The 14,359-nt window shown below is 58.9% G+C and carries 15 protein-coding genes; 9 read left to right on the forward strand and 6 right to left on the reverse strand.

Annotated elements, in window-relative coordinates:
• Positions 1 to 1,414, reverse strand: a 1,414-nt coding sequence (locus AB1724_20110) for a hypothetical protein (GenBank protein MEW6080121.1), incomplete at its 3' end; no start/stop codon positions are given.
• Positions 1,415 to 1,711: 297 nt separating this feature from the next.
• Here AB1724_20110 and AB1724_20115 point away from each other — a divergent pair.
• On the forward strand, positions 1,712 to 2,443 hold the full coding sequence (locus AB1724_20115) for a hypothetical protein (GenBank protein ID MEW6080122.1): 732 nt from the start codon (positions 1,712 to 1,714) through the stop codon (positions 2,441 to 2,443).
• Positions 2,444 to 2,508: 65 nt separating this feature from the next.
• Here AB1724_20115 and AB1724_20120 read toward each other — a convergent pair whose 3' ends face one another.
• The gene (locus AB1724_20120; GenBank protein ID MEW6080123.1) at positions 2,509 to 2,946 is read right to left on the reverse strand and encodes a GTP pyrophosphokinase; all 438 of its coding nucleotides are present in this window, start codon (positions 2,944 to 2,946) and stop codon (positions 2,509 to 2,511) included.
• 26 nt (positions 2,947 to 2,972) lie between these two features.
• Positions 2,973 to 3,335: a hypothetical protein gene (locus tag AB1724_20125; protein MEW6080124.1), complete on the reverse strand. Its 363-nt coding sequence runs from the start codon at positions 3,333 to 3,335 to the stop codon at positions 2,973 to 2,975.
• Positions 3,336 to 3,718: 383 nt separating this feature from the next.
• Here AB1724_20125 and AB1724_20130 point away from each other — a divergent pair, with 383 nt between their 5' ends.
• The 8 genes from AB1724_20130 to AB1724_20165 all read left to right on the forward strand — a co-directional run bounded on the left by AB1724_20130 (position 3,719) and on the right by AB1724_20165 (position 9,672).
• A complete protein-coding gene (locus AB1724_20130) occupies positions 3,719 to 4,882 on the forward strand; it encodes an ABC transporter substrate-binding protein (protein ID MEW6080125.1) in 1,164 nt (387 codons plus the stop codon).
• 24 nt (positions 4,883 to 4,906) lie between these two features.
• Positions 4,907 to 5,821 carry a branched-chain amino acid ABC transporter permease gene (locus AB1724_20135; GenBank protein ID MEW6080126.1) on the forward strand — a complete coding sequence of 305 codons (915 nt, stop codon included), beginning with the start codon at positions 4,907 to 4,909 and terminating at the stop codon, positions 5,819 to 5,821.
• Positions 5,822 to 5,829: 8 nt separating this feature from the next.
• The gene (locus tag AB1724_20140) at positions 5,830 to 6,906 is read left to right on the forward strand and encodes a branched-chain amino acid ABC transporter permease (GenBank protein ID MEW6080127.1); all 1,077 of its coding nucleotides are present in this window, start codon (positions 5,830 to 5,832) and stop codon (positions 6,904 to 6,906) included.
• Positions 6,907 to 6,911: 5 nt separating this feature from the next.
• Positions 6,912 to 7,679, forward strand: a complete 768-nt coding sequence (locus AB1724_20145) for an ABC transporter ATP-binding protein (protein ID MEW6080128.1) — start codon at positions 6,912 to 6,914, stop codon at positions 7,677 to 7,679.
• Entirely contained in the window at positions 7,679 to 8,404 is a 726-nt protein-coding gene (locus tag AB1724_20150) for an ABC transporter ATP-binding protein (GenBank protein MEW6080129.1), read from the forward strand. Before AB1724_20145 ends, AB1724_20150 begins: the two co-directional genes overlap by 1 nt.
• Positions 8,405 to 8,555: 151 nt before the next feature.
• Positions 8,556 to 8,855 carry a hypothetical protein gene (locus AB1724_20155; GenBank protein ID MEW6080130.1) on the forward strand — a complete coding sequence of 100 codons (300 nt, stop codon included), beginning with the start codon at positions 8,556 to 8,558 and terminating at the stop codon, positions 8,853 to 8,855.
• Between the two features lie 51 nt (positions 8,856 to 8,906).
• Complete coding sequence (locus AB1724_20160; protein ID MEW6080131.1) at positions 8,907 to 9,143, forward strand: hypothetical protein; 237 nt, start codon at positions 8,907 to 8,909, stop codon at positions 9,141 to 9,143.
• 256 nt (positions 9,144 to 9,399) lie between these two features.
• The gene (locus AB1724_20165; GenBank protein MEW6080132.1) at positions 9,400 to 9,672 is read left to right on the forward strand and encodes an HU family DNA-binding protein; all 273 of its coding nucleotides are present in this window, start codon (positions 9,400 to 9,402) and stop codon (positions 9,670 to 9,672) included.
• 60 nt (positions 9,673 to 9,732) lie between these two features.
• Here the strand turns inward: AB1724_20165 and AB1724_20170 are convergent, their stop codons facing one another.
• The 3 genes from AB1724_20170 to AB1724_20180 are packed head-to-tail and all read right to left on the reverse strand — an operon-like array spanning position 9,733 to position 14,086.
• Entirely contained in the window at positions 9,733 to 10,398 is a 666-nt protein-coding gene (locus AB1724_20170; protein MEW6080133.1) for an SOS response-associated peptidase, read from the reverse strand.
• Positions 10,399 to 10,418: 20 nt separating this feature from the next.
• Positions 10,419 to 11,822, reverse strand: coding sequence for a CoA-binding protein (locus tag AB1724_20175; protein MEW6080134.1), 1,404 nt, complete (start codon positions 11,820 to 11,822; stop codon positions 10,419 to 10,421).
• Between the two features lie 20 nt (positions 11,823 to 11,842).
• Positions 11,843 to 14,086: a molybdopterin-dependent oxidoreductase gene (locus AB1724_20180; protein MEW6080135.1), complete on the reverse strand. Its 2,244-nt coding sequence runs from the start codon at positions 14,084 to 14,086 to the stop codon at positions 11,843 to 11,845.
• Positions 14,087 to 14,359 lie beyond the last annotated feature (273 nt).

Consider the following 14,359-nt stretch of genomic DNA (forward strand, 5'->3'; position numbering starts at 1 on the left):
TGACGGCGATGAGGCTGTCCGTGTACCCGTTGGCCGAAGCCAGGGCGTCGGCCGAACGATTGTCCGCGTAGCCGTTGGCCGAGGCCAGGGTGCCGGCCGCGGCGGCGTCCGTGTAAGTGTTGGCCGAGGCCAGGGTGCTGGCGCCCACTGCGTCGGCATACTGATTGGCCGTGGCCAGAGAACCGGCGGCAATAGTGTTGAGCTGATCCAGATTGACCGCGTCAGTGCCGCTGGTACCGTCCGCGACATTGATGATCCGTCGTTCGCTGCCGACCGTGCCCACGGAAACCACATCGCTCTGGCCCCCGTCGTCTGACCCCAACCCCAGAGCTACGGAAGATGTGCCGCTGGCAGTGCTCCCCGCGCCTATCGCGGTGGCCAGATTACCGGTGGCATTACTCCCCATTCCGGCGGCAATGCTGAACATGCCCGCGGCGTTGCTCATCATACCGTTTGCGGTGCTGCCATAGCCGACAGCGCTGCTTAAAACGCCTGTGGCGGTGCAGTATTCAATGCTGGCGGTACTGGCCACGCCGATGGCGGTGCTGTTGGTGCCCGTGGCGCTGCTGGCGGTGCCGGCGGCTAAACTGCCATAGCCGGAAACAAAGGAACCGGGTCCGACAGCCACGGAGTTGTCGCCGGTTACCACCGGGTTGCCATATCCATCCGTATCATTGATGACGATATGGGTATTGGTGTAGGCGTTGGCCGCGGTCAATGTATCGGCCGCGGTGGTGTTGAGCTGGCTCAGGTTGACCGCGTCGGTACCGCTGGTGCCGGCGGTGACGTTGATGATCCGGCGTTCACCGCCGACCGTGCCCACGGAAACGACGTTGCTCAAGCCGCCGTCGTTTGATCCATAGCCCAGGGCAACCGAGGAGGTCCCGCTGGCTTTGCTGTCATAGCCGGTGGCGGTGCTGCCATAGCCGGTGGCGTCGCTACCAGCGCCGGTGGCGGTGCTGCCATAGCCGGTGGCGTCGCTGGCAAAGCCATAAGCGGTGCTGCCACTGTTGGTGGCTTCACTCCAATAACCGCTGGCAGTACTGCCTCCCCCGGTGGCATGGCTGATCGCGCCGGTGGCGGTGCTGTATGCGCCGGTGGCGGTGCTGTATCCGCCGATGGCGGTGCTGTGGTCGCCGGTGGCGTCGCAGTGTGCACCTACGGCAGTGGCCCAGACGCCGGAACCACCGACGTAGGTGCTGGCGTTGGCGTAAGGTCCCAGAGCGGTATTTTCCATACTGAATCCGAGCCCGCCGTCATTGGCAGGGGCGCCTGAAAGCCCCCAGTATTCCACTGCCCAGGCCGTGGTACCGGTAAAGAGCATGATCAAACCGATGACCATGTAAACGACGGGGTTTGCTTTGCCGGACGGATAGGCAGACCTATGGTTTGTGACATGCTTTTTCTGAATCATAATGCGCCTCCCTGTCAAATGAGTATGATAAAAAAGAATATAACTTGGAAAAATTAAGGCTCCCCTGTATTTTTAGTACTTTATCATCTTGAGCGTGACCTGGGCAATTCAATAAAAAAATCCCGAAAATGACGTTGAGAACGGTGAAAATGGTAGACATTGACCAAAACCCCTTGGCCTGATAGAATATTCCATAATTCTAAGGCCTTCTCTAAAAAATCAGCATTGGGGTCCGAGTCCGGGGCGCGAGAAAATTTTAACCGCGGGAATACACAAAACAGTTAAAAAGGGGGAGCGATGAAAACAGGAAAAGGGAAATGGCTGTGCGCGGCGGTTGTGTCGGTCTGCCTGGCGGCGGCGGGCTGCGTGTCGGTCCCGAGCCAGCAGCAGGTGATGGCGGATTTTGAGGCCCAGACCGGCCTAACGCCGGTTCAGGTTCCCAACACGGAAAAGGCCTACCTCGGCAAGACCCATCGCGGGTACAAGGTGCTCTATCACGCCGAGGCGCCTCATGTCTGGGGCCGATACGCCACGCGGGTGACCATGGGCGAAATCGGCCGCGAGGCCGGCGGGCTGGCGGCTTTCCTGACCGGACAGGGCGAGTACGTGGGCAACGTGACGGGCAGCCCGCTGGACCGGCTGCTGTCCCAGGCCATCGGCCAGCCGCTGTCGGTCACCATCGTGCTGACCCACAACAAACCCAAGGTCCCGCGGCTGGACGTGCTCAGTTCCTATGCCAACGTCAAGCCCGACGACCTGCAGCCCGAGGTCACCGGGATCGGGTTCAAGGCCGGCTCCCTCTATGCCGCCGATAAAACCTTCGGAGAGAAGGTGGCCGCCAACGCCGAGCTCATGAAGCGCCTCAAGCAGATGCGCTGCGAGTACATCCGTCTTGACCAGGCGGGCGTGAGCTTCTTCTTTGCCGGTTCCGAGACCGACTACAGCGGCATGATCAACGACATGGGCGGCTTCAACACCATGATCAACGCCATCATGGACTCTCTGGCCGACATCGCCGACGCCATATAGTTTCCATCCATCACGGGGACGCCCCTTACGGGCGTCCCCTTTTTTAAACCGCTCACCAATATATATCAGCACTTCATGATCAACTCGATGGCCCGCCGGTACTTGTCGATTCGTTCCTGATCCGGCCGGGTCGGGTTGGCGATCCGGGACAGATCGCAGTTGTCCTCCAGATCGGCCAGCTTGACCCGCCGGCCGATAGGGTTGGACGCCGCCCGCAGGATATATTGGTTGTAGGTTTCGTTTTTGCGTTTCGTGACGGAATCGACGGCCCTGATAACCGTCTCGGAAAACCCTTCCTGCCTCAGATCACCGATCGTCACCCGGGTTTCCCCCTGGCTGTCTTCAATCACGTCATGCAGCACGGCCGTTATCTGTTCCTCCGGGGCCGTGAGCTTCAGCATCACCCGGAGGGGATGAAGGATATAAGGCGCGCCGGCTTTGTCTTTCCTGCCGGCATGGACTCTGACGGCGATCTCAATCGCCCGTTCGAGGGTGGACATAATGGACTTCTCCTGATTTTTGATAGCACTCACTCCTCAACCGGTTCAGGCATTCTCATGGCCGCCAGGGTGACGGTCAGCTTATCCCGCAGAAAAGACGTCTCGATTTTCGCCTGCTCCAGCTTCAGGGTCAGATCCGCCTGCTGCTTGAGCCGGGCCTTGTAATCCCCGTCCGCGTCCAGCGCCATGGTGAATATCCGGGTGCGGTCTTCCAGCGTGTTGCCCAGTACTTTCTCGCTCCGGACCTTCTTGATCAGCGCCCTTTCCACACCGGCCTTGGCGACCTTCAACTGATATTCGGTTTCCAGAAGTTCTTTGGCCAGAGCGGCCGCCTGAAGCCTGGCTTCTTTCAGCTTCTCCGCCAGTTCCAGGGCTGTCTCATAGAGCGGCATTTGTTCCTCCCTGATCCGTGATCTCCATTATCTGCCGTAACGATTATCCGTATGATAGTTTGTGAATATAACACCGATATCTGTTCGTGACCAGTTTAATAGCGGCATTTGTTGCCGTGCATTTTAAGAAAGAGACGGGACCGACACATTGAGCCGGACCGGTTTTGGGATTGATCTCCTTGAATCTCCACCCGGATCATGGTAGAAACCGGGAGCATCCAAATCCAGATCAGGGGTATGGACGGGGCGACCAGGGATGTAGGGGCGGCATTCAGGCCGCCTGCTGACGGCTGGAAGGCTTCCGCTACTGAATCCCCCGGTCAAGCCGGAGGATGACGAAGACATGATGCCGAGGGATAACGAATAAAAAACCGGGGGTTGAGATGAAAAAGAAATTGAGGATATTGGCGGGTACGCTGGTGATCCTGCTGGCGGCTTCCGTGTGTTTCGCAAAAACTATCAAGATCGGATTCAACATTTCCCTGACCGGAGACATTCCCAAGGTGGGCGAGGAATCCAAGTTCGCCGGGGAAATGATGAAGAATGAAATCAACGCCAATGGCGGCCTGGAAGTGGGCGGCGAAAAATACCTGCTGGAATTCATCTACGAGGACAACGAATCCAAGGCCGAATCCGCGGTCATGGTGGCCCTGAAGTTGATTGAAAAGGACCAGGTTCTGGCTATTGTCGGCCCCAACTCCAGCAAGCAGGCCATTCCCGCCGGCCAGGTCTGCGACGACAACCGCACGCCCATGATCTCGCCCTGGTCCACCAACCCGGACACCACCAGAAACCGGCCCTGGGTTTTCCGGGCCGCTTTCCTCGACCCCTTCCAGGGGCCCATTGCCGCCGATTTTGCCGCCGATCAGTTTCAGGCCAAAACAGCGGCCGTGCTTTATGCTCTGTCCAACGATTACAGTAAAGGGCTGGCCGAGATCTTCCGGGATTATTTTGAAAAAAAGCAGGGCCAGGGATCGGTGAAGGCCTTTGAGAGCTACGGGGACAAGGACCAGGATTTTTCCGCCCAGTTGACCAAGATCATCGCGGCTAAACCCGACTTCATCTTCCTGCCCGACAACTACAACGAAGTGGCCCTGATCGTGAAACAGGCCCACGACCTGGGCTGGAAAGGGCCGTTCATGGGCTCAGACGCCTGGGGAAATTCCGAGCTGATGAAGCTGTGCGGGGATGACTGCGTCGGCCAGTATTTCTCCACCCACTATGCCGCGGCCGGCGCCACCGGCGCGACCAGAGAATTCATCGACAAGTATGAAAAGCTGTACGGGTATCAGCCGGCGGACGTGGCCGCCCTGACCTGGGACGCCCTCCAGGTGGTGCTGACCGGTATCCAGAACGCCGGCAAGCTCACCGGGAACATTGAAAAGGACCGGAAAAACGTCCGGGACGGGATCGCGGCCATCAAGGAGGTAAAGGGCATTACCGGCAACATGCGGTTTGACGAACAGGGCGATCCCATCAAGTGCGCCGTGGTGGTGCGGATCAACGAAAAGGGCGAGTTCGTGTTCACGAAGTCGGTTTGCCCCTGAACCTTGAACCCTATATATTGCTAAATGACCGAAAATCTCATTCAAAACATTTTCAACGCCCTGCAGTGGGGCAGTTTCTATTCCCTGATCGCCCTGGGATACACCCTGGTCTATGGCGTGCTGCGGCTGATCAATTTCGCCCACGGCGACATCTTCATGGTCGGGGCCTACATCGCCTTTTTCATCTCCGCTTTCCTTTTTAAAGGCGGCGAAGGGCTTTCCGGAGGGGCCACCCTGGCCTTGACCATTCCCCTCACCATGATCCTGACCTCGGCCTGCGGCGTGACTCTGGAACGGATCGCCTACCGCCCATTGCGGCGAAAGGGGGTTAACCGGTTGTACGTGGTCATCACCGCCCTCATGTGCGGCCTGATCCTGGAGTACGGCAATCTGGCCTTTCTGGGCGCCAGCCGGAAAAGCTTTCCCGAACTCATGGACAAGGTGGTTTATCAGGTCGGCCCGGTCAGCATGACCAACCTGAAAATCATCGTCATCCTCACGGCCGTGGCCGTGTTTCTCCTGTTAAACGCCTTTGTCCACCGGACAAAAATCGGCATGGCCATGCGGGCCGTGTCTTACGACCGGTTCGCCATCCCCCTGATGGGCATCTCCCTGGATGCCATTATTGTCGTGACCTTTACCCTGGGGTCCTCCCTGGCCGGCCTGGCCGGAATTTTGTACGCCCTGTCCTACCCGGTGCTGGATCCGTTCATGGGCGCCATGCTCGGCTGGAAGGCCTTTATCGCGGCCGTGGTCGGCGGCATCGGCGACATCCGGGGGGCCTTTGTCGGCGGGTTTCTGCTGGGGTTTATCGAAATCCTGGTGGTGGCGGCCTTTCCCTCCACCTTCCGGGACCTGATCGCCTTTTCCATTCTCATGACCCTGCTGGTCATCAGGCCCACCGGCCTGTTCGGCCTGGCCCAGTCAACCAAGATTTAGGCAAAAGAATGAAACGATTCAGCGTACCGGCCCTGCTCCTCATCCTGGCGGCCGGAACCGTTCTGGCCGCCCGGTTCGACCTGCTGGACCAGTACGTTCAGACCATCATCATGTTCATCGGGATCAACATCATTCTGGCGGCCAGCCTCAACATCATCAACGGCTACATGGGCGAGTTCGCCTGCGGACACGCCGCCTTCATGGCCGTCGGCGCCTATGTCAGCTCCGTCCTCAACCTGGTCCTGTTCACCAATTCGCCGCCCCTGGCCGGGCCGTTTCTGCCGGAAGCCCTGGCCCTCTTCCTGTTTCCGGTCACCCTGATCGCCGGCGGCGTCGTTGCCGCCCTGGCCGGCCTGATGGTGGCCGTACCGTCGTTTAAAACCCGTGACGACTACCTGGCCATCATCACTCTGGCGGCCAACTTTATCGTCTGCAACATCTTCATCAATTTAGAAAGCCTGGGCGGCGCCCGGGGGCTCATGGGCATGAAAAAAATCGTATTTTTCATGAGCGACGCCGTCGATCTGCCCTGGATGCTGATCTGGGTGCTGATCTTCACCGTTCTGACCGTATTTATCATCCGGCGCTTCGTCACTTCCACCTACGGCAAGGGGATCATCGCCATCTGCCAGGACGAGGTGGCGGCCGAGATCATGAGCGTCAACACCGACCGGATGAAGGTGGCGGCCTTCATGCTTTCAGCCTTTTTAGCCGGTATTGCCGGCGGGCTTTACGCCCATATCCTGGGATACATCAACCCCAACTCATTCGGTATCATGAAATCGACGGAATGCCTGGTCATGGTGTATCTGGGGGGCATGGCCTCTCTGAGCGGATCGGTCCTGGCCGCCATCCTGTTTACGCTCCTGATCGAGGGGCTGCGGTTTGTCATTCCGGTTCTGGATTCGGCCATTCATCTTATCCCCCTGGTGCCCGACACCTACCAGTTGAGCCAGGTGGTGAAATGGATCATCATCCCCCTGCTGCTGGTGCTGCTGATGCAGTTCCGGCCGGAGGGCATCATGGGCAACCGGGAACTGGCGGACTTTCTCCCGCGATTGAGGAAATATTATAAATTTAAATAAGAACCATGACGCTTCTGACCATAAACAATCTGACCCGGGAATTCGGCGGACTGACGGCCGTGTCCGATTTTTCCATGCGCTTTGACGGCCCGGAGCTGGTGGGCCTGATCGGCCCCAACGGCGCCGGCAAGACCACGGTCTTCAACCTGGTCAGCGGGTTTTACGCCCCTACCCGGGGGGACATCCTCTTCCAGGGGAAATCCATCAGCGGCCAGAAGCCCCATCGTATCACCGCCCGGGGCATCGCCCGCACCTTCCAGAACATCCGGCTCTGGAACGACATGAGCGTCCTGGACAACATCCTGGTGGCCCATCATTCCGCCCTGGGCTACGGCCTCTGGGACGTTCTGGCAAGGACCCGACGTTACGGCCGCGGCGAGCAGAGCATCCGGTACCGGGCCATGGAAATCCTGGAGTCCATGGATCTGGCCCACCTGGCCGGCGACAGGCCCCGGAACCTGCCCTACGGCATTCAGCGCAAGGTGGAAATCGCCCGGGCGCTTTCCATCCGGCCGCAGCTCCTTCTCCTGGACGAACCGGCGGCGGGTCTGAATTCCTCGGATATCGTAGACCTCATCGCCCTCATCCGCCGGATCTTCGAAGAATTCAGGATCGCCATCTGGATGATCGAACACCAGATGGCGGTGGTCATGTCCCTGTGTTCCCGGATCCAGGTCATCGATTTCGGCCGGACCATCGCCGAAGGTACGCCGGAAGAAATCCGGAACCATCCGGACGTGATCCGGGCCTACCTGGGAGGAGAAACAGCCTGATGCTGCTGGACGTTCGGGAACTTCACGCCGCCTACGGGAATATCAAGGCCCTTCACGGCATATCCTTTCATGTGGACCGGGGGGAGATCGTCACCCTGATCGGGGCCAACGGCGCCGGCAAGACCACCACGCTTTCGGCCATCACCCGCGTGCCGCCGCCGGAAGGGCCCCGGGTCACCCGGGGGGTGGTGCTCTACCAGGGCATCAGCCTGACACCCATACCGGCCCATCGCGTTGTCTCCGATTTTCATATGGCCCTGGCGCCGGAAGGGCGGCACATCTTCGGTAACCTGACCGTGGAGGAAAACCTGAAGCTGGCGACGTTCTCACGGAAAAACGACCCGGCCTTAAAAAAAGACTATGACCGGGTTTACGGGCTCTTCCCCCAGCTGGCCCGGCGGCGGAAGCAACGCGGGGAAACCTTGAGCGGCGGCGAACAGCAGATGCTGGCCGTGAGCCGGGCCCTCATGACCGGCTGTGATTTTATCCTGCTGGACGAACCCTCCATGGGGCTGGCGCCGCTGCTGATGATGGAGATGTTCCAGGCCCTGCGGGAGTTGAACGTCGACGGCATGACCATTCTGCTGGTCGAGCAGAACGCCCATTTCGCCCTCAAATTTGCCCACCGGGGATATGTTCTGGACACCGGAAAAATCGTGGCCGAAGGAAATTCACGGGACCTGCTCGACAACCCGGAGGTCAAGAAGGCCTATCTGGGGGGGTGATGGTTTAAGGTTCAGGGTTATGGGTTGATGGGTGAGAGGTTGAGAAGGCGCTGCGCGCCGTTGAGTAGTTGAGTCGGGCGCAAGCGCCCGTGAGGCGTTGAGGTTCGCTTGCCCGCTTGTATAATTTATTTGGAATAAGGAGATTGACAGGATGTGGGTATTAATAATGATGATCTTGTTTTTGCCGCTGATTGTTCTCGGCTGGTCGTTTGTATGGACCACCGGCGGCGTCCGTTATGATCTTTCCTTTTATGACATGGACAGAGGGGATCAGCCGGGCGTTACTTGCAGGCGGCGGTATCGGAGTCCGGGGCATTTTTTTTACCGTCTCTTCGACCTGACCCGATACGCCTGGCCCCTGGCGCGGGTCTACGGCTTGCGGACGATTTCACCGGGGTTTCGTGAAAAGATCATGATCACCACCGCCCTGGCCAACAACTGCCGGCATTGACTGGCGGCTCATCGGCGGTTCGGTCGAATCGCCGGTCTCTCAGACCGGGAGATGGATGTTCTCAAGAACCTGTCCCGTGACCATCTCGATCACCGCGAATGGGTAGCCCTGCAATGGGTCCGGACCTACCTGGTCTTTGCAGGGAATTTTCCCGACCCGGATCTTTCCGCGGAATTTGATCGCCTCTATTCGCCGGAAGAGCGGGTGTCGATTTTTGCCGTCTTCAAACTGATGCTCTTCTTCAATATGCTGATGAACACCGTGGCCGGAGCAAAACCGCGGGAATAGGCGATCGGGAAGCAAACCATGTCCGACCGCCGGCGCCCTGTCACCAGGTACAAACGCCGGTAAACGGTCATGACCGCTTGCGCCCGCCCCGTCAACGATCCGGGACGGGTGTGCCCGGAAACGGCCATGAACAGTAAAAAAAATCGCGTCAGATGAAAATATGTTTTGAAAAATAAAATCGGGTGTGTTATTTTTTTTGAAACATCGTGACGAAGATCACGTCCACAAACACCAACTTAAAAGAGGAGGAGGATGTATGACCAAGGCAGAATTAATTGATCAGATGGCCAAAGACGCGAAGATTTCCAAAGCCGCCGCCGGGAAAGCCCTGGATTCCTTTACCGCCTGCGTAAAGAAATCCCTCAAGGCCAAAGACGGAAAGCTCACCCTGGTTGGTTTCGGAACTTTCTCCAAGGTGCATCGCAAAGCCCGCACCGGTCGCAATCCCCAGACCGGCGCCGCCATCAAAATCAAAGCCAGAAACGCCGTTAAGTTCAAAGCTGGCAAAGACCTCAACGACGCTATTTAGTAAGTACCGGTTCAAGGCGGTTTATGGAACGTGAAAGCCATAAACCGCCTTTCCATTTTTTTATCCCCCCTCCCGTTGAATGCATTCCGGCGAATCATTGACCGGCGAATTGACCTTCCCTGATACATTGTATATTTCCAGTTCATCATCCGGATAAGGCGTTAGCAGCATCTGCGCGCCGCGCACAGGGCCGGAACGATCGAACCAGAGCGGATGATCCGCTTTGCGGATAATGACCGGCATGCGGTCATGAACAGGCCGGATAAGGGAATTCGCTTCCGTGGTGATGATGGCGCAGGTGGCCAGACGCCGCCCGTCGGCAGACTGCCAGAATTCGTATACCCCCGCCAGACAGATGAGGTCGGCTGTTTTGGGCCGTATATAAACCGGGCGTTTTTCCCGGCCATCCTTTTTCCACTCATAAAAACCGCTGGCCGCGATCAGGCAGCGCCGGGCCCGGAAGGCCTGACGAAAGGCCGGCTTTTCAGCCACCGATTCGGCCCGGGCATTAATCATGCGGCTGCCTGTTGACGGATCTTTTGTCCAGAACGGCACCAGACCCCAGCGGAAAGCCGTCAGCACTTTCCCGTCGTCATGCACGATGGCGGCGATGTCCCGGCCGGGGGCGATATTGTAACTCGGCCGGACATCGCAGTCGGTTCTTTCAATCCCGAATTCCCTGATCAGGGTGGACAGGGGCACTGTCATGGCAAAACGGCCGCACATGTTTCTTCCTCTCAAACAGATCAGCCGGCGCGTCGGGCGATACGGCGTTTCACAAACCGCTGATGCGCGAACAGCGCGTCAATGCAGAGCATGGCTCGATCCAACTCCCGGAATACCGGCACACCCTCCTGCTGCAGCGCGTCGCGGATTTCCCGCCGGGCCTGCTGATGGCCGATGACCCAGCAGAACAGGGGTTTGTTCGCCTTCCGGGACGCTTCGGCCAGGCTGCCGAAATCCAGTTTTAAACGGCTTCCGGTAAACAGGTGCATGAAGACCACATCCACGTCGGGATCTTCCAGCACCGCCTGGAAACAGGTGAGATAGGTTTTGACGGCGCCGCTTTTCTCCACCGCCGGCCAGAAATCCACCGGATTGTTGACCGGCATCCAGTCCGGGAAAACCGGCGCCATTTTCTCTTTTGTTTCCGCACGCAGTTCGGCCAGACGCAGCCGCCGCCCGGCCATCAGGTCCGTGGAGATGATACCCGCGCCGCCGCTGTAAGTCAGGATGGCCACCCGGCCCTCCTCTTTCCCGGGGCAGGCCCCGGTCAGCGCCAGGGCGTTGCAGATATCGGCCATCTGTTTAAAGTCAGCGGCCTCGATAACCCCGGCCTGGGCCAGGATGCCGCTGACCACGGCCGCGTCGGCCGCCATGCCGGCGGTGTGGCTTTTGGCCGCCCGGGCGCCGTGCTCGGTCCGGCCGCCCTTGATGACCACCACCGGCTTGTCGGTCCGGCGGCAGAGCTCGACAAACCGGCGGCCGTCGACCAGCGTTTCCAGATAGCAGCCGATGACCCCGGTGTCGGGATCATCGATCAGATATTCCAGGATGTCGCACTCGTTGACATCCATTTTATTGCCGATGGAGCATACCCGGGCAAATCCCATGCTGTCGCCGGACATCATGTCCAGCAGAAATCCGCCGGAGAGCATACCGCTCTGCACGATCATGGATACCCGGCCGGGAACCATGCCCTGGCCGATGATATCCGGCGACACAAAGGAAAACACCTGGCGGCCGGCGACATCCACCAGGCCGATACAGTTGGGACCCCAGAGGCGGATGCCGTGAGCCCCGGCCGTTGCCAGAACTTTCTCCTGCAGGGCCTGCCCTTCCGGGCCGACCTCAGCGAACCCGGCCGACTGGATGATGACGCCCCGGACCCCGGCCGCGGCGCAGTCCTCGATCACAGTGGGGATCGCCGGAGCCGGCACGAACACGATGGCCAGGTCGATCTTTTCCGGCAAATCACGGGCCGATGGGTAACAGGGCAGCCCCTGGACCGCCGTGTAACGGGAATTGACCGGATAAACGCGGCCCCGGTATGTGTTTTTGATATTGTGAACGATATTGTATCCGCCTTTGCCGGCGGAATCGGACGCGCCGATAACGGCCACGCCGTCGGGATTGAAAAAGCACTCCATGATCGCTCCTGTTGTTTTTGTTATCGGCCAGCCTTCTCCAACCGGCAGGGCACATACCGATGCAGCGGCGTTCCGGCGAACTTGTCGCGGTGGGTGTTTTTCGTCAGCCGGTTGGCGTTGGCGCCGTAAACGCGTCCCATGAAATTCAGGCCGAAGCCATGGGGAAGCATGACCTGGCCCGGGCGTGTTTCGCCGGTGACCTCCAGTTCGGCAATTTCTTCTCCGGCTTCGGTGATCACCTTCACTTGCTGTCCGTCGGCAAGTCCCAGGCGTTCGGCATCGGCCGGGTTCATGGCCAGGGTGCAGGCCCTCCGGCCTTCATTCCATGACGGATCACGCATGAGGGTATTGGCATTCATATCCATGTGCCGGCCGGCCATGAGAATCAGCGGCCAGCGGGAGTCGGATTCAAGCGCGGCGCGCTCGGATTCCGGCGTGATGGAACTGATCCATTCCCGCATCTCGGGATAGGCCACCTGAACGCGGCCGTCCGGGGTTTTGATGGCCTTCATGGCCCCGGCCGGATCGCATTTTCCGACCCACAAGCCTTCGGGATGATCGACAATCGCCTGGAACATCCGCTCACCGAAGTCCGGCCCCGGCGTGAATCCGGCCCGGGCCGCGTCTTCCTGAAAATGCCCGGGAGCCGTCTGCAGCATGCCCCACAGGGCCGCCAGGTTGGCGGAGCCCAGCTCTTCGCCCAGGGTTTGAGCCAGGACAAAGGTAATGGCCTTCAGTGCCCGGGGTTCGGTCATGACAAAGGTCATCAGTTCCGCGGCATAGGCGGCCCGGTCCTTCTTGGCCGCTTCAAAAAGCGCGGCGGGGATGTCCGGGATCAAGCCCAGCCGGTCGGCCAGTTTCACCAGGATCTGGCTCATCTCCAGAGGTTCCCCTTCCGGTTGAACCACCGGCCGGCGCATCTGGAAATAAATCTCGGGATAATTCCAGGCAAAAAAAGTCGCGTCCCAGGATTCATATCCCGACCGGGCCGGCAACACGTAATGGGACAAGACCGCCGTCTCGGTCATGGCCAGTTCGCAGGTCACCAGCAGGTCCAGTTGGCCAAAGGCCTGTTCGTAGGCGGTGGTGTCGGCATAAGAGCGCAGCGGGTTGGCGCCGCAGCAGAGCACGGCCCGCAGACGCTCGGGATGATCGTTCATGATCTCCTCGGGCATGACGTTGGGCGGATAGTATCCGCTCAACGGCGGGAAACCGGTTTTGACTGTTTTCCACTCTTCTTCCTTCTTTTTACCGGACGAGCCACCGCCGCCGGCCAGGGGCATGGCACCGGGAACGATGTTGCCGCCGGGTACGCCGATGCGGCCGCACACGGCCATGAGAATGATTTCCAGGGCAGAGGTCGCCGTGCTGTGGCGGTTCATCAGCACCCCCAGGTCCGGATGCATGGATGATTTCCGGGTCGCCGTCAGCCGGCAGACCTCGCGGACCTGTTCATAGTCCAGGGCGCACATGTCAATGGCCGCCCGGAAATCGAAATTCTCAAACAGCGGGCGGATCTCCGTGAATCCCGAAACATGGTCCCGGATATAATCGGCGTTTTCCCATCCTTCATTAATAATAATGGCAATCATTGCCCGGGTGAGAAGGGCGTCGGTCCCCGGCCGCGGGGCCAGATGAATATCGGCGATTTTTGCCGTTTCCGATTGCCGGGGATCGATGACGATCAGCACCTTGCCGGGATCTTTGGCGAACGCCGTCAGATATTTTCTGGCCCGGGGCATCTGATGGCTCATCATCCCGTTCCAGCCGATGGCCAGAAGCACATCCGTATGATCATGATCGGATATCAGGAACTGGCGGCCGGTGGCTTCCTTCCAGGCCCAGAACAGGCCGGTCAGTTCCTGGGCCAGGGCGTTATAATGATAGCGGGACCCAAGGCCCCGCATCAGGGGCACGCCGAAGGCCGCCTCGAAATGGCAGCCCTGACCACCGCCGCCCATGTAGGCAAAGGACCGGGGGCCGTGGGCGGCCGTGATGTCTTTGAGCCGGCCGGCGATTTCATCAATGGCCTGGTCCCAGGAGATGCGTTCAAAACGGTCACCTACCCGCTTGAGCGGGTGGGTCAGCCGCTGGGCATGATGCTGGTGATGAATGATGTTCAGCCCCTTGCGGCAGGCATAGCCCTGGCTGCGGGGGTTCTGTTTATCCGGCCTCACTTTGACCATTCGGTTGTTTTCCACCAGAACTTCGAGCCCGCAGTTCTGGGCGCATAATACGCACCCTGTTTTGTGCCATTGTTCCATGTCCAGCCTCCTCGAAAAAGCCCTTCAATTATCATTTTTTGGTTTGCATACAAACGATGTAGCGGAAGGCCTCGGCCTTACATATGGAGGTCTAAAGACCTCCGCTACAAAATTTGGGCAACTGCCGCAGCCTGTGTAGCGGAAGGCTTTACAGGCTGTCCAACAGCCTGTCGTTTGAGCCCCCGTTTTTATGGTTAAAAATTACAATTTTTTTTCTTTAAAAACCAGTCAAAAATCAAATTATATGCTTGATTTTATTGAAAATACGTTATA

It is taken from the genome of Thermodesulfobacteriota bacterium (assembly GCA_040753795.1).
Classification (GTDB): domain Bacteria; phylum Desulfobacterota; class Desulfobacteria; order Desulfobacterales; family Desulfosudaceae; genus JBFMDX01.

Coding starts and splice junctions, on each gene's coding strand:
- AB1724_20115 (MEW6080122.1), top strand. CDS start 1,712: ATGAAAACAGGAAAAGGGAAATGGCTGTGCGCGGCGGTTGTGTCGGTC.
- AB1724_20125 (MEW6080124.1), bottom strand. CDS start 3,335: ATGCCGCTCTATGAGACAGCCCTGGAACTGGCGGAGAAGCTGAAAGAA.
- AB1724_20130 (MEW6080125.1), top strand. CDS start 3,719: ATGAAAAAGAAATTGAGGATATTGGCGGGTACGCTGGTGATCCTGCTG.
- AB1724_20135 (MEW6080126.1), top strand. CDS start 4,907: ATGACCGAAAATCTCATTCAAAACATTTTCAACGCCCTGCAGTGGGGC.
- AB1724_20140 (MEW6080127.1), top strand. CDS start 5,830: ATGAAACGATTCAGCGTACCGGCCCTGCTCCTCATCCTGGCGGCCGGA.
- AB1724_20145 (MEW6080128.1), top strand. CDS start 6,912: ATGACGCTTCTGACCATAAACAATCTGACCCGGGAATTCGGCGGACTG.
- AB1724_20150 (MEW6080129.1), top strand. CDS start 7,679: ATGCTGCTGGACGTTCGGGAACTTCACGCCGCCTACGGGAATATCAAG.
- AB1724_20155 (MEW6080130.1), top strand. CDS start 8,556: ATGTGGGTATTAATAATGATGATCTTGTTTTTGCCGCTGATTGTTCTC.
- AB1724_20160 (MEW6080131.1), top strand. CDS start 8,907: ATGGATGTTCTCAAGAACCTGTCCCGTGACCATCTCGATCACCGCGAA.
- AB1724_20165 (MEW6080132.1), top strand. CDS start 9,400: ATGACCAAGGCAGAATTAATTGATCAGATGGCCAAAGACGCGAAGATT.
- AB1724_20170 (MEW6080133.1), bottom strand. CDS start 10,398: ATGTGCGGCCGTTTTGCCATGACAGTGCCCCTGTCCACCCTGATCAGG.
- AB1724_20175 (MEW6080134.1), bottom strand. CDS start 11,822: ATGGAGTGCTTTTTCAATCCCGACGGCGTGGCCGTTATCGGCGCGTCC.
- AB1724_20180 (MEW6080135.1), bottom strand. CDS start 14,086: ATGGAACAATGGCACAAAACAGGGTGCGTATTATGCGCCCAGAACTGC.